The following is a 14,985-nucleotide window of genomic DNA, read 5'->3' as shown; positions in this document are numbered from 1 at the left end:
TGACAGGCCGGTATTCTAACCGACTGAACTACCGCTGCGCTATACATCGAGTGGTGGGTGATGACGGGATCGAACCGCCGACCCTCTGCTTGTAAGGCAGATGCTCTCCCGGCTGAGCTAATCACCCTTCGTCTCGGTGTGGCGCGCATTCTACGGACGCCCCCGCACCCTGGCAAGCACTTTTTAAACTTTTTTCAAAAAAAACTTCAAGCCTTTCAAAGGCCTAGCGTTGTCGGGTGTTTCTTTCCCGCATAAGCCACTGCTGGCCCTCTGACAGGGTTGGCCTCAGAGCTCCGCTCGGAGAATAATGCCCGCCTTATGCATTAAGGAGAGTTACCCCTCATGTGGTTCAAGAACCTGCTGACCTACCGCCTGACCCAGGAAGTCCCGTTCGAGCCTGAAGCGCTGGAAGCCGCACTGGCCAGCAAGCCGGCCCGCCCCTGCGCCAGCCAGGAGCTGACCACCTACGGTTTCGTCGCGCCGTTCGGCAAAGGCGAAGACGCTCCCCTGGTGCATGTCAGCGGCGAGTTCCTGCTGATTGCCGCACGCAAGGAAGAACGCATCCTGCCGAGCAGCGTGGTCAACGACGCGGTCAAGGAAAAGGTCGAAGAGATCGAGACCGAGCAAATGCGCAAGGTCTATAAAAAAGAACGCGACCAGATCAAGGACGAGATCATCCAGGCCTTCTTGCCGCGTGCGTTCATCCGCCGCTCGATGATCTTCGCCGCCATCGCCCCGCGTCTGGGTGTGATCCTGGTCAACTCGGCCAGCGCCAAGCGTGCCGAAGACCTGCTGTCCACCCTGCGTGAAGTGATGGGCTCGCTGCCGGTGCGCCCGGCCACGGTGAAAATTGCACCAACCGCCACCATGACCGATTGGGTCAAGTCGCAGCAAACCGCCGAAGGCTTCTATGTACTGGACGAGTGCGAACTGCGTGACACCGCCGAAGACGGCGGCATCGTGCGTTGCAAGCGCCAGGACCTGACCGGCGAAGAAATCCAGCTGCACCTGAGCACTGGCAAGGTGGTAACCCAGCTGGCCCTGGCCTGGCAGGACAAGCTGTCGTTCATTCTGGACGACAAGATGGTGATCAAGCGCCTGAAGTTCGAAGAGCTGCTGCAGGAGCAGGCCGAGCAGGACGGTGGCGATGAGGCGGCGCAACAGTTCGATGCCAGCTTCCTGCTGATGATGATGACCTTTACCGAGTTCCTGCCGGTGCTGTTCGAGGCGCTGGGTGGGGAGGAGATTCCGCAAGGGGTCTGATGTGTCTTGAGATGCCAGTGCAGGCCTGAAAGCCCTTTTGCCTGCACCGGCCCTGTCGCCGGCAAGCCAGCTCCCACAGGTACGCCACGGTTTTCAGAACCTGTGGCGCACCTGTGGGAGCTGGCTTGCCGGCGACAGGCCCGTGGAAATTCACAACGCTATAAGTAGAAAAGGAATTGCCCCATGCGTGCCCTCGCCGCCTTAAGCCGCTTCGTCGGCAATACCTTCGCCCTGTGGGTGCTGGTGTTTGCTGTGCTGGCCTTTTTGCAACCGCAATGGTTCATCGCCTTGAAGGTCGCCATCGTGCCGCTGCTGGGCCTGGTGATGTTCGGCATGGGCCTCACCCTCAAACTCGACGACTTCGCCGCCCTCGCCCGCCAACCTTGGCGGGTGATGCTGGGCGTTGTCGCGCACTTCGTGATCATGCCGGGCATGGCCTGGCTGCTGTGCCAGCTGTTCCACCTGCCGCCGGAAATTGCCGTGGGCGTGATCCTGGTCGGTTGCTGCCCGAGCGGCACGGCATCAAACGTGATGGTGTGGCTGTCACGCGGGGACCTGGCGCTGGCCGTGGCGATTGCTGCAGTCACCACGCTGCTGGCACCGCTGCTGACCCCGGCGCTGATCTGGTTCCTGGCGTCGGCCTGGTTGCCGGTGTCCTTCATGGACATGTTCTGGTCGATCCTGCAGTTGGTGATGCTGCCGATCGTGCTCGGTGTGCTGGCCCAGCGCCTGCTCGGTGCGCGGGTGCAGGCGGCGGTGCAGGTACTGCCGCTGGTGTCGGTGGTGAGCATCGTGATGATCGTGTGCGCGGTGGTGGCAGCCAGCCAGGCGAAAATCGCCGAGTCGGGGCTGTTGATCATGGCGGTGGTGATGCTGCACAACAGCTTTGGTTATTTGCTGGGGTACCTGACCGGCAAGCTGTGCAAGTTGCCGCTGGCCCAACGCAAGTCGCTGGCGCTGGAGGTGGGGATGCAGAACTCCGGGCTGGGGGCGGCGCTGGCTGCGGCGCACTTTTCGCCATTGGCGGCAGTGCCCAGTGCGTTGTTCAGTGTTTGGCACAATATTTCCGGGGCACTGCTGTCGACCTGGTTCCGGCGGATGGATGAGCCTGCGGTTGAACCTGAAGAAGCGGAACCGGCCAGGCACTGATGGTGCCTGTGCTGGCCTCTTCGCGGGTAAACCCGCTCCCACAGGGATCACACTGACTTGCCCTGAAGGCTGCAGATAGGCACCATATTGCCCACTGTGAGGACGGCCTCACGACGCACCGCGTGACCATTCCGGGGACGGCCCCATCATTCAAACGATGGAGACACACTCATGTCCTGGATCATCCTGTTCTTCGCCGGCCTGTTCGAGGTCGGCTGGGCCGTCGGCCTGAAATACACCGACGGCTTCAGCAAACCGATTCCCACCGTACTCACGGTCGGCGCCATGGTCATCAGCCTGGGCCTGCTGGGCCTGGCCATGAAAGAACTGCCGCTGGGCACCGCCTATGCCATCTGGACCGGCGTTGGCGCGGTCGGCACCGTCATCGCCGGGATCATACTGTTTGGCGAGTCCATGGCCCTGGTGCGGCTGGTCAGTGTGGCGCTGATCATCTGCGGCCTGGTCGGCCTTAAAGTCAGCGCCAGCTGACCCCTCTCGTCTAGCGCAGGTCACCGCGCAAGCGGCTGACCTGCTCGCGCAACAGCTCAGGCTGCGCTGCCTCCACCGGGATAGCGGCACCCGCCACGATGGTTACCCGCGACCACAGGCGCCTGAAAAAGCCCTTGGCCGGGTCACGGCTGAAGAAGCTGCCCCACAGGCCCTGCAAAGCCAGCGGGATCACCGGCACCGGTGTTTCTTCGAGGATGCGGTTGACGCCGCCCTTGAACACATCGATCTCACCATCGCCGGTCAACTTGCCCTCCGGGAATATGCACACCAGCTCACCATCGGCCAGGTACTTGGCAATGCGCGCGAACGCACGTTCGTATGTGGCGGGGTCTTCGTTGCGCCCGGCAATCGGGATGGCGCCTGCGGTGCGGAACACGAAGTTGAGCACTGGCAGGTTGTAGATCTTGTAATACATCACAAAGCGGATCGGCCGGCGGATTGCCCCGCCCAGCAGCAATGCATCAACGAACGAGACGTGGTTGCACACCAGCAGCGCCGCGCCTTCGTCAGGGATGCGTTCAAGGTCGCGGTGCTGCACGCGGTACATCGAATGGCTGAGCAACCAGATCAGGAAGCGCATGGTGAACTCGGGCACGATCCTGAAGATGTAGGCATTGACCGCGATATTAAGCAGCGACACCACCAGGAACAGCTGCGGGATGCTCAGCTCGGCCAGGCCCAGCAGGATGATGGTGAGCACCGCTGACACCACCATGAACAAGGCGTTGAGGATGTTGTTGGCCGCAATCACCCGAGCACGCTGGTCTTCGGCCGTGCGGGCCTGGATCAGCGCATACAGCGGCACGATATAGAAGCCACCGAACACGCCAAGGCCGACAATCGACAGCAGGATCCACCAGGCCTGGCTCATGCCCAGCAGCGCCAGCCAGTCATGCGGCGCCGCTGCAGCCGGCACATCGCCGGAGTGCCACCACCACAGCAGGCCGAACAAGGTCAGGCCGAACGAGCCGAACGGCACCAGGCCGATCTCAACCTTGCGCCCGCTGAGCCGTTCGCACAACAGCGAACCCAGGGCGATGCCCACCGAGAACAGGGTCAGCACCAGGGTCACCACCGTGCCATCGCCGTGCAGCCAGTCCTTGGCGTAGGCCGGGATCTGCGTGAGGTAGATGGCACCGACAAACCAGAACCACGAGTTACCCACGATCGAGCGCGACACCGCGGGCGTCTGCCCCAGGCCCATGCGCAGGATCGCCCACGACTGCCGGAAGATGTTCCAGTCCAGCGGCATGTTCGGCGAGGCGGCAGCGGCCCGCGGGATCCAGCGGCTGGCCAGGTAGCCGAGCACCGCAGTGCCGACCACCCCACCCGCCACCACCGTGGCGTAGCTGTCGGCCGACATCATGACCCCGGCGCCAATGGTGCCGGCCAGGATGGCGAGGAACGTGCCGGTTTCCACCAGCCCGTTACCGCCGACCAGTTCCTCCTCGCGCAGGGCCTGCGGCAGGATCGAGTACTTCACCGGCCCGAACAGCGCCGAGTGGGTTCCCATGCCGAACAGCGCCACCAGCATCAGCGCCAGGTGGTTGGTGATGAAGCCGAGCGCACCGATGGCCATGATGACGATCTCGGCCAGCTTGATCGCACGGATCAGCGCGTCCTTGGCGAACTTCTCGCCAAACTGCCCGCCCAGCGCCGAAAACAGAAAGAACGGCAGGATGAACAGCAAGGCGCACAGGTTGACCCAGATCGAACGGTCACCGTCACCCAGGCTGAGCTTGAACAGGATCGCCAGGATCAGCGATTGCTTGAACAGGTTGTCGTTGAAGGCACCCAGCGACTGGGTGATGAAAAACGGCAGGAAACGCCGCTTGCCGAGCAAGGTGAATTGCGAGGAGTGACTCATCGTCCTTGGTCCTGAGGGCTTTTCAATTGGAGGCGCGCCGGGCACGTCAGGCCACAAATCTGCATGGGAAATGCCTTGGCTGGCAAGCCTACACGCTTTTTGCAGAAGCAGCCGGGACGCTCCTGCAGGTGCCGTATGTGGCTTATGCTTGTGCTCGGCAAACCAGAACAACAAGGACGTGGTAATGCTCGCCGCCCTGAAACGCTACCCGCACACCGTACGCCTGCTGCTGCTGACCACCTTCACCCTCACGGTCGCCCGCGCCCTCACCCTGCCCTACCTGGTGGTGTACCTGGCCGACAACTTCCAGCTGCCGATCAGCCAGATCGGCCTGCTGATCGGTGGCGCGCTGATCATCGCCTCGCTGCTGAGCCTGTATGGCGGGCACCTGGTCGACACCTTGCGCAACCACACACTGGTCAGCGCCAGCACCCTGCTGTTCGCCCTGGCGTTCGTCGGCGCGGTCGTCAGCGGCTCGGCGCTGTTGTTCTTCTTGTGCCTGGTGCTGATCAACCTGGCGCTGGCAGTCGTCGACATTGCCGCCAAGGCAGGCTTCTGTGCCTTGCTGCCCGTGGAAGAGCGGGCCGAGGTGTTCGCCATCAAGTACACCCTCAGCAACGTCGGCTACGCCGCCGGCCCGCTGTTGGGGGTCGCCATGCTGGAACTGGACGACCACATGCCGTTCATCGCCTCGGCCCTGCTTGGCCTGGGCATGTGCCTGGCCTACTGGCGCCTTGGCGACCGTGACCTGCAGGCGAGCGCACCGGACAAGCCTGCGGCCGGCTTCGGCCAGGTGGCGCTGGGGCTGGCGCGTGATCGCCGGCTGGTGTATTTCACCCTGGGCGGGGTGCTGAGCGCGGTGGTGTTCGGCCAGTTCACCGCCTACCTGTCGCAGTACCTGGTGGTCACCACCTGCCCGGCCGAGGCAGCGCGGCTGGTTGGCTATCTGGTGACCACCAACGCAGTGACGGTGATTGCCCTGCAGTACCTGATTGGCCGGCGCATCAGCCGCCAGCACCTGATGCCCTGGTTGCTGGCCGGCATGGCCCTGTTCATCGCCGGGCTGCTGGGCTTTTCGCTGGCAGGCTCGGTGCTGGCGTGGTGCCTGGCGATGCTGGTGTTCACCCTGGGCGAGATCATCGTGATCCCTGCCGAGTACATGTTCATCGACCTGATCGCGCCAGAGCATTTGCGCGGGGTGTATTACGGTGCGCAGAACCTGTCCAACCTCGGCGCGGCGCTGGGGCCGGTGATGGTGGGGTTTGCGCTGGTGCACCTGTGGCCGGGAGCAATCTTCTACCTGCTGGTGTTGTCGGTGTTGCTGGCGGGGGTGTTTTATGGGTTGGGTACCCGAAAAAATTGATGTTTTGTTTCAGATCAATCGCGAGCAAGCTCGCGCCTACAACCATCGTCTGCGCTGACGAAGCGGCACCTGCGTGCCAGACTGGTTGATCGGGACCGCGTTATCTTTTTTGCTTCGGAGTCTTCATGTCGTTGTCCAGCGGGCTGATCGCCGTGGTCGCCCTGGCCTATATGGCCGTCATGTTCGCCATCGCCTTCTATGGCGACCGCCGCAGCACGCCGTTGCCGCCGAAGCTGCGTGCCTGGGTGTACAGCCTGTCGCTGGCCGTGTACTGCACCAGCTGGACCTTCTTCGGCGCGGTCGGTCAGGCCGCCGAACAGCTCTGGGCATTCCTGCCGATCTACCTGGGCCCGGTGCTGCTGCTGATCTTCGCGCCCTGGGTGCTGCAGAAGATGGTGCTGATCAGCAAACAGCAGAACATCACCTCAATCGCCGACTTCATTGCCGCACGTTATGGCAAGTCGCAAACCCTGGCGGTAGTGGTGGCGCTGATCTGCCTGGTCGGCGTGTTGCCGTACATTGCCTTGCAGCTCAAAGGCATCGTGCTGGGCGTCAACCTGCTGATCGGGGCCAACGCAGACGCCACCGGCACCCGCGTGCAGGACACCGCGCTGGTGGTATCCCTGGTGCTGGCACTGTTTGCCATCGTGTTCGGCACCCGCAGCCTGGACGTGACCGAACACCACCGTGGCATGGTCCTGGCGATTGCCTTCGAATCGCTGATCAAGTTGCTGGCCTTCCTGGCCGTGGGCATTTTCGTGGTGTTCAACCTGTATGACGGCTTCGACGACCTGTTCAGCCAGGCACGCCAGTCGATCCACTTGCAGGACTATTGGCAAGAGACCATCAACTGGCCGTCGATGGTGGTGCAAACCGCGGTGGCGATGATGGCGATCATCTGCCTGCCAAGGCAGTTCCACGTCACCGTGGTAGAGAACATCGAACCCCAGGACATGCGCCTGGCGCGCTGGGTGTTTCCGATGTACCTGGCGCTGGCCGCGCTGTTCGTGGTGCCGATTGCCCTGGCCGGGCAGATGCTGCTGCCGGGCACGGTGATCTCCGACTCGTTCGTCATCAGCCTGCCGTTGGCCGAGGCGCACCCGAGCCTGGCCCTGCTGGCATTCATTGGCGGCGCTTCGGCGGCCACCGGCATGGTTATCGTCGAGGCGGTGGCACTGTCGACCATGGTCTCCAACGACATGCTGCTGCCCTGGCTGCTGCGGCGTAACAACGCCGAGCGGCCATTCGAGGCGTTCCGCCACTGGATGCTCTCGGTGCGCCGGGTAACCATTGTGGTGATCCTGCTGCTGGCCTACGTCAGCTACCGCCTGCTGGGCTCTACCGCCAGCCTGGCGACCATCGGCCAGATCGCCTTCGCCGCCGTCACCCAGCTCACCCCGGCCATGCTCGGCGCGCTGTACTGGAAGCAGGCCAACCGTCGCGGCGTGTTCGCCGGCCTCGCGGCAGGCATCTTCCTGTGGTTCTACACCTTGGTCCTGCCGATTGCCGCGCATAGCCTGGGCTGGTCGCTGCAGCTGTTCCCAGGGCTGGCATGGCTACACGGCAACCCGCTGGGCCTGCCGATCAGCCCGCTGACCCAGGGGGTGGTGCTGTCGCTGGCAGGCAACTTCACCCTGTTCGCCTGGGTCTCGGTACTGTCGCGCACACGGGTTTCCGAACACTGGCAGGCCGGCCGCTTCATCGGCCAGCAAACCAGCGCCCGCCCCAGCAGCAAACCACTGCTGGCAGTGCAGATCGACGACCTGCTGACCCTGGCCTCGCGTTTTGTCGGCGAGGAACGCGCCCGGCAGAGCTTCATCCGCTTCGCCTATCGCCAGGGCAAGGGCTTCAACCCCAACCAGAATGCCGACGGCGACTGGATCGAGCACACCGAACGCCTGCTGGCCGGGGTGCTCGGAACCTCGTCGACCCGCGCCGTGGTCAAGGCCGCCATCGAAGGCCGCGACATGCAGCTGGAAGACGTGGTACGCATTGCCGACGAAGCCAGCGAGGTGCTGCAGTTCAACCGCGCGCTGCTGCAAGGCGCCATCGAGAACATCAACCAGGGCATCAGCGTGGTCGACCAGAGCCTGCACCTGGTGGCCTGGAACCGTCGCTACCTGGAGCTGTTCAACTACCCCGACGGGCTGATAAGCGTGGGCCGGCCGATTGCCGACATCATCCGCTACAACGCCGAGCGCGGCCTGTGCGGCCCGGGCGAAGCGCAGGTGCATGTGGCGCGGCGCCTGCACTGGATGCGCCAAGGCCGCGCGCATTCTTCCGAACGGCTGTTCCCCAATGGCCGGGTAATCGAGCTGATCGGCAACCCGATGCCGGGGGGCGGCTTCGTCATGAGCTTCACCGACATCACCCCGTTCCGAGAGGCCGAGCAGGCCCTGCGCGATGCCAACGAAGGCCTGGAGCAACGGGTGGCCGAGCGCACCCACGAACTGTCACAACTGAACCAGGCGTTGTCCGAAGCCAAGAGCCAGGCCGAAGCGGTAAGCAAGTCCAAGACCCGCTTCCTGGCGGCGGTCAGCCACGACCTGATGCAACCCCTGAACGCCGCTCGGCTGTTCTCCGCCGCCTTGTCGCAGCAGGCCGAAGGCATGAACGAAGAGGCCCAGCAATTGGTACAGCACATGGACAGTTCGCTGCGCTCGGCCGAAGAGCTGATCAGCGACCTGCTGGACATCTCGCGCCTGGAAAACGGCAAGATTACCCCAGACGCCAAGCCCTTCGCCCTCAACGAACTGTTTGACACGCTGGGCGCCGAGTTCAAGGTACTGGCGGCCGAGAAAGGCCTGGAGTTCCGCCTGCGTGGTAGCCGCCTGCGGGTGGACAGCGACATGAAGCTGCTGCGTCGGGTACTGCAGAACTTCCTCACCAATGCCCTGCGCTACGGCAAGAGCCCGATCCTGCTGGGCGCACGCCGCCAAGGCGAGCGCCTGTGGCTGGAGGTGTGGGACCGTGGGCCGGGCATCGCCGACGACAAGCTGCAAGTGATCTTCCAGGAGTTCAAGCGCCTGGACAGCCACCAGACACGCGCCGAAAAAGGCCTGGGCCTGGGCCTGGCGATTGCCGACGGCCTGTGCCGGGTGCTGGGGCACCCGCTGGAAGTCCGCTCGTGGCCGGGCAAAGGCACGGTGTTCCGCGTGAGCGTGCCGATTGCCCGCCAGGCCGCCCCGGCGCCAAGCGCCCCCGCGGAACAACAGGGCGGTCAGCCACTGGCCGGGCTGCACGTGCTGTGCGTGGACAACGAAGACAGCATCCTGATTGGCATGAACAGCCTGCTCAGCCGCTGGGGCTGCCAGGTATGGACCGCGCGCAACCAGGCCGAATGCGAAGCCTTGCTGGCCAAGGGCATGCGCCCGCACCTGGCACTGGTGGACTACCACCTGGATGACGGCGAGACCGGCACCGGGCTGATGGGCTGGCTACGTGCGCGCCTGGGTGAACCGGTACCAGGCGTGGTGATCAGCGCCGACGGCAGCAAAGAAACCATCGCCATGGTGCATGCGTCAGGCCTGGATTACCTGGCCAAACCGGTCAAGCCGGCGGCCCTGCGCGCCATGCTCAACCGCCATCTGAGCCAGGTTCAGTAACCGCTGCATCCGGCACCTCATCGGACAGCGCCCGCTCCAGCAAGTCTGCCGGCAGGCTCTTGCTGGCGCGGGCCCCCAGCAGCTTCAGCTGTTCGCTGCGGCTGACCAGGTTGCCGCGCCCTTCGCACAGCTTGTTACGGGCAGCAGCATAGGCCTTGTCCACTTGCTGCAGCCGGCTGCCGAGCTCGTCCAGGTCCTGAATGAACAGCACGAACTTGTCGTACAGCCAGCCGGCACGCTCGGCGATTTCCCGGGCATTCTGGCCCTGGCGCTCCTGCTTCCACAGGCTGTCGATCACCCGCAAGGTAGCCAGCAGGGTGGTAGGGCTGACGATCACGATATGCCGGTCGAAAGCTTCCTGGAACAGGTTCGGCTCGGCCTGCAAGGCCGCAGAAAAGGCCGCTTCGATGGGCACGAACAGCAGCACGAAATCCAGGCTGTGCAGGCCTTCGAGGCGGTTGTAGTCCTTGCTCGACAAGCCTTTGACGTGGCTGCGCAGCGACTGCACGTGCTGCTTGAGCGCGGCCTCGTCATTGCTGGCGACAAACTGCTGGTACGCCGTAAGGCTGACCTTGGCATCCACCACCACCTGTTTGTCGCCAGGCAACATGATCAGCACATCGGGCTGGAAACGCTCGCCGTCAGCGCTCTTGAGGCTCACTTGGGTCTGGTATTCGCGGCCTTTTTCCAGGCCGGCATGTTCCAGCACGCGTTCAAGAATCAGCTCGCCCCAGTTGCCCTGGGTTTTCTGGCCTTTCAGGGCCTGGGTCAAGTTGGTGGCTTCGTCGGAAAGGCGCAGGTTGAGCTGTTGCAGTCGCTCAAGCTCTTTGCCCAGGGAAAAGCGTTCGCGGGCTTCCTGCTGATAGCTTTCTTCCACGCGCTTTTCAAAGGACTGAATGCGTTCCTTGAGCGGGTCGAGCAACTGCCCCAGGTGCTGCTGGCTGGTTTGTGCGAAGCGTTGCTCGCGCTCGTCGAAAATTTTGGTGGCCATGTCGGCGAACTGGGCGCGCAGGGTGTCGCGGGCTTCCTGCAGGTCTTCCAGGCGCTGCTGATGGCTTTCCTGCTGCTCACGCAGTTCGGCCTCCAGACGCGCGGCCTGCGCCTCCAGACGACGCAGCTCGGCTTCACGGTTGGCGCGCTCCAGGCTCCAGGCGTGGGCAGCGTCACGGGCGTTGTCGCGGTCGATCTGCAGCAGCTCCAGTTCACGGCCTTGGGCGGCCAGCTGGGCCTGCTTGACGGTGTTGGCTTCGCTGAGGTCGCTGACTTCGTCGCGGCTGGCCTCCAGCTGCGCCTGCAGGCCAGCCAGTGTCAGTTGTGCTGCGTTGAGGCGCTCTTCGAGCAAGGCCTGCTCGCCTTGCCGTGCGCCCTGGCGACGCTGCACCTGCATGACCCACACCAGGCAAGGTAAAGCACCTGCCACCAAGCCCAGCAGAATGCTGGCCAGATCCACTGTCATGCTTACCCCGATTACGCTGTTGCAAATTGAGTGCAGCTTATCAGCACGGGGCTTGTCGGAGCATTACTTCGCCTGGTCCGGTTCGTTGTTCTGGCACAGCCGCGCATACTCCAGCTGTGCTCGCCGATCACCGGCGCGCGCTGCCTGGCGCAGCAGTTCATGGCCAATACGCCGGTCGCGGGCATTGCCGCAATCGCGGCACAGCATCTGCCCCAAGCGGCTCTGTGCCACCACCACGCCCTGACGCGCCGGCTGCTTCAGCAGGCGCCCGGCAAGGTGCTTGACCTGGGGCTTGTCGCCCAGGTGCGGGTTGTCGAGCAGCCACAAGGCAACTTTCAAGGAAAAGCGTTTGGGAGGCGTCGTCGATGCAGCGGGGCTGGCGAGGTGTTTACCGCGAAAACTCATGAGCAACAGGCTTGGCAACTCGAAAGGCGCGCCACTCTACTCTTTTTTTTCCGCCGTGACTTGTGGATTTCTGGAGGATTGAAAAAAAATTCAATGATCTTTTCTTGACGTTTTCGAGTGGATGACCAGCCGGTCTGTCGGGGCATGTAGATTGTCGGACAGTCAACTGCAATGCTGGCACGCCCGTTCTAGAGCAAGCGCGCGGGACAATCCACAGTTCCTGTGGATAACTCGGTGGACAACCCTCTCACACACCCCGCAAAGCCCCGTGAATTGGGGCTTTGTCTCAAACTGACGATTTTTTCACCAGCTAAAAATAGTGTTTTTTTTCATTGACTTAACCGCCCAGTCAAGGCATTGGCGAGCCGGTTGCGGCGTGTTGCCGGCCTGTTACAACTGCTGCCCCGAATGTGAACAAGTGCACCATTAACCTTCATTTGAGTGCTCGAAATGGGCACATCCGCCCGGATACGGGCGTTTTGCCCCCTCTTCCCAGTGCTGCAAATAAGCGCCATACTGTGCGGCTCACCTGAACAAACGTAGTGCTTGCCAAGCACCGGCATTTACGGTAAGGTGCGCCTCGTTAGTACCAAGCTGAAAGTCAATTCGGGCCACAATGTCCTTGCAGACCCACTCCACCCAAGAGTGCACTGCTGAAAGCAGGATCGGCCCATTCGATGATTCACTCGCCAGCCTAAGGCTGCTCAAGCACGAATCACGTGACAGATTGATCAGGATTCCACCCGACGGCCTAGAACCTTGGCCCCGGTGTGCTGCCTGCCTTCCGAAGTACCTACCAGTCAGCCCAAGCGCCCACATTTGATTGCGCTCTCTCTGGCTGCTTTGTTCCAGTCAGGTTCGTTCGTCCCTTAATAAAGGCGTCACTGGAACGTTTCTATCATGCACGGATCATACCCTCCGTGTTTAAAGCAGGAACCTCCAACAATATGCAAACTCATCATCAGATTCAGGCTGCCATTGGCACCCTCTCCCAGGCCTTCTCGCCGTTGAAGTGCCTTATCGTTGCCCCACGCAAGGGCAGCTTCAGCTTCACCCTGGTAGACGAACACGGCGTCGCCTGCCACACCGAGCGCCTGTACCCTGAACAGTACAGCCGCAATGAACCGCTGCAGGCGGTCATCGCGCGGACCCGTCAATCGCTCATCGCGTGAGCGGCGAATACCGCGGTATTCAAGCGCTGAATCACCCCATCGCAAGTCTGCCTGAACGTTCTTGGCTTAATTGCCTCCGGGCATATAGCCCGGTACGTCAGGCAGCAATCGATTTAAAAACAGCTCTTTACACCACGATTATCACACTACACTTCAACTCGAGCGGTACTTACCGCTTCCGGCGGGCCTGATCATTCACAAGCTGCCAAGCTCCAGCGCCCGTCCGGCCCTTAATTGCTCGAGGGCATCATGGGTATTGCGGCGAATGAATTGTGTCAGTATGTGATCCGACCCACCCTGGTCTACCTGAACCGTCACTGCGCCAGCGCCGAAGCCTTGTTGCTGGGCATTGCCGCCAGCCAGTCGGCACTCGGGTCAGCCCTGCATGACCGACGTGGCCACGGCCTTTACCGCATTGGCGAACACCGTCACCAGGCACTCTGGGACGATTATCTGGCCCGCGATCCCGACCTGGCCAGCCTTGTGCGTGGCCTGGCCAGCCAGCACGCCTTCCTCGGCGGGCCGCACCTGGAACTCACCGTCAACCTGCGCTATTCCACAGCCATTGCCTGGATGCTCGTCGAAGAGCAGGCCACGCCACTGCCCGCGGCTGACGACTTGTTGGCGCTGGCACGGATCTGGCGTCAGATTTTTCACCCCCAGGGTCGCCTGCGCGACTTCACTCATGCCTGGCATACCTGCATAGATCAGAAATTGCCACAGGCATCTTAAGAAGCGTCCTACAACATTACCGGAAAAAAGGGAATTTTGGTCGGATTGTCCTACAAAACCGCTCTATCTTCTGCGATTGAGGCTATGGCGCGGTGCGTGATTTGTTGGTAGCTTTTCGCCCCGGAGATCCCAAGGAGTTTTCTAATAATGAAAAAAGTAATGCTCAAAACCTCCCTCGGCGTAGCGATTGCGCTTGCTTCCAGCCAACTGCTTGCTGCGGGCTTCGCGCTGAATGAGCAAAGTATCAGCGGTATGGGAACTGGTTTTGCGGGACGTTCGTCTTCTGCCGATGATGCCAGCACTGTTTACGGCAACCCTGCAGGCATGTCGCGCTTGAAGCGCGAACAAGTCACCGTGGGTGGTGCCGCTGTCATTGCCAAAACTGACATTACGGGCCGTGGTAGCAATTTCGGGGGAGAAACCGATGGCGATATGGTTCCGTTGGTGGGCGTGCCCATGGGCTACTACGTCAAACCAATCGATGACCACTGGAGTGTTGGCTTTGGTGTTTACGTGCCATACGGCCTGATCACCGACTATGGGAGTGATGACGCCGCACGTTACTGGGGCAAGAAGAGCAAGGTCGAGGTTGTCACCTTCCAGCCGACCATCAGCTATGCGTTCAATGACAAGATTTCGATCGGCTTTGGCCCAACTATCAACCGTATCAAAGGTGAGCTGGGCTCGAATCTGAGCAGCGCAGCCCTCCCTTCGGTCATAGGCGGAGGCCCGGATGGCGAAGTCAAGATCAAAGGCGACGACACTGCCATCGGTTACAACATCGGCGTACTTGTACAAGCTACGGACCGGACCCGCCTGGGCTTGACCTATCACTCAATGGTCGATTACAAGCTTGAGGGCGATACCCGTGTTTCCTACCCGGTTGCAGCCCTTGGTCTGAATGGCAAGTTCGACGCCAGCCTGAAAATCAAGACGCCAGAGTCGGTGGACTTCTCGGTCACACATGAACTGGATGACCACTGGACACTGTATGCGGGTAGCACGTGGACTCGCTGGAGCCGTCTGGAAAGCATCGTTGTGAAGAACGAAGCACCGGCGGGTTATCCGCTGCAGACCATTACTGAAGAGCAGAACTGGCACGACACTTGGGCACACGCCATTGGTGCTTCTTACAAGGTGAACAAGGAGTGGACCCTGCGCGCAGGCTTCTCGGTTGACCAGTCGCCCACCAACAACCACGACCGCTCGCCTCGCATTCCTACTGGCGACCGTAAAGCGGTCAGCTTTGGTGCTGGCTGGAGCCCGAATGATGACATGACCATCGATGTTGCCTATTCCTACCTTTGGGAAGAAGACACCAAGGTCAACAATCTGCCAAGCTCGCAGTCAGAGGGCTTGTTGAAAGGCAGCTACCAGGCCAAGTACGAAAACAGCGCTCACGGTATCGGTGCGTCCCTCACATACCGCTTCTGATTCGTACGTACCCCATGAAAACCGCCCTT

10 protein-coding genes, 1 tRNA gene and 1 pseudogene are annotated in these 14,985 nt (G+C 61.9%); 8 read left to right on the top strand and 4 right to left on the bottom strand.

The genetic code is table 11. From position 1 onward, the window contains the following. Positions 1-51: 51 nt before the first annotated feature. Positions 52-127, bottom strand: a tRNA-Val gene (locus tag JOY50_RS28070). Positions 128-342: 215 nt separating this feature from the next. Between JOY50_RS28070 and rdgC the strand changes: the two genes are divergently transcribed. The 3 genes from rdgC (at position 343) to sugE (ending at position 2,901) form a co-directional block, all read left to right on the top strand. Further along, positions 343-1,263 carry a recombination-associated protein RdgC gene (gene rdgC, locus JOY50_RS28065; RefSeq protein WP_016501075.1) on the top strand — a complete coding sequence of 307 codons (921 nt, stop codon included), beginning with the start codon at positions 343-345 and terminating at the stop codon, positions 1,261-1,263. 183 nt (positions 1,264-1,446) lie between these two features. Further along, complete coding sequence (locus tag JOY50_RS28060) at positions 1,447-2,412, top strand: bile acid:sodium symporter family protein (RefSeq protein ID WP_059396378.1); 966 nt, start codon at positions 1,447-1,449, stop codon at positions 2,410-2,412. Between the two features lie 171 nt (positions 2,413-2,583). Continuing rightward, positions 2,584-2,901 (top strand): quaternary ammonium compound efflux SMR transporter SugE, encoded by a 318-nt coding sequence (gene sugE / locus JOY50_RS28055; protein ID WP_016501077.1) that lies wholly within the window; start codon positions 2,584-2,586, stop codon positions 2,899-2,901. A gap of 10 nt (positions 2,902-2,911) precedes the next feature. On the opposite strand, the gene JOY50_RS28050 is transcribed toward sugE, so the two are convergent. Then, positions 2,912-4,789, bottom strand: coding sequence for a 1-acyl-sn-glycerol-3-phosphate acyltransferase (locus JOY50_RS28050; protein WP_243056143.1), 1,878 nt, complete (start codon positions 4,787-4,789; stop codon positions 2,912-2,914). Positions 4,790-4,973: 184 nt separating this feature from the next. On the opposite strand from JOY50_RS28050, the gene JOY50_RS28045 reads away from it, so the two are divergent. Together JOY50_RS28045 and JOY50_RS28040 are read left to right on the top strand one after the other, a co-directional pair. Further along, entirely contained in the window at positions 4,974-6,152 is a 1,179-nt protein-coding gene (locus JOY50_RS28045) for an MFS transporter (RefSeq protein WP_243056142.1), read from the top strand. 125 nt (positions 6,153-6,277) lie between these two features. Then, positions 6,278-9,757 (top strand): hybrid sensor histidine kinase/response regulator, encoded by a 3,480-nt coding sequence (locus JOY50_RS28040; RefSeq protein WP_243056141.1) that lies wholly within the window; start codon positions 6,278-6,280, stop codon positions 9,755-9,757. Here the strand turns inward: JOY50_RS28040 and rmuC are convergent. After that, positions 9,729-11,099: a DNA recombination protein RmuC gene (rmuC, locus tag JOY50_RS28035; protein WP_165931634.1), complete on the bottom strand. Its 1,371-nt coding sequence runs from the start codon at positions 11,097-11,099 to the stop codon at positions 9,729-9,731. The two genes, JOY50_RS28040 and rmuC, sit on opposite strands and share 29 nt — an antisense overlap. 180 nt (positions 11,100-11,279) lie before the next feature. Beyond that, a pseudogene (locus JOY50_RS28030) lies at positions 11,280-11,618 on the bottom strand (sel1 repeat family protein); the annotation flags it as partial. 947 nt (positions 11,619-12,565) lie between these two features. Between JOY50_RS28030 and JOY50_RS28025 the strand changes: the two are divergent. From JOY50_RS28025 to JOY50_RS28015, 3 genes are all read left to right on the top strand, one after another. Further along, positions 12,566-12,790 carry a hypothetical protein gene (locus tag JOY50_RS28025; RefSeq protein ID WP_019470176.1) on the top strand — a complete coding sequence of 75 codons (225 nt, stop codon included), beginning with the start codon at positions 12,566-12,568 and terminating at the stop codon, positions 12,788-12,790. 249 nt (positions 12,791-13,039) lie between these two features. Next, complete coding sequence (locus JOY50_RS28020; RefSeq protein ID WP_019470175.1) at positions 13,040-13,522, top strand: hypothetical protein; 483 nt, start codon at positions 13,040-13,042, stop codon at positions 13,520-13,522. 147 nt (positions 13,523-13,669) lie between these two features. Beyond that, on the top strand, positions 13,670-14,956 hold the full coding sequence (locus tag JOY50_RS28015; RefSeq protein ID WP_132844451.1) for an OmpP1/FadL family transporter: 1,287 nt from the start codon (positions 13,670-13,672) through the stop codon (positions 14,954-14,956). The last annotated feature ends 29 nt before the right edge of the window (positions 14,957-14,985 follow it).

The sequence above is a fragment of the Pseudomonas sp. BP01 genome (assembly GCF_022760795.1).
In the GTDB taxonomy this organism is placed as follows: Bacteria; Pseudomonadota; Gammaproteobacteria; order Pseudomonadales; family Pseudomonadaceae; genus Aquipseudomonas; species Aquipseudomonas putida_Q.
The sequence above is the reverse complement of the archived record's forward strand: the minus strand, read 5'-3'. Positions and strand labels throughout refer to the sequence as shown.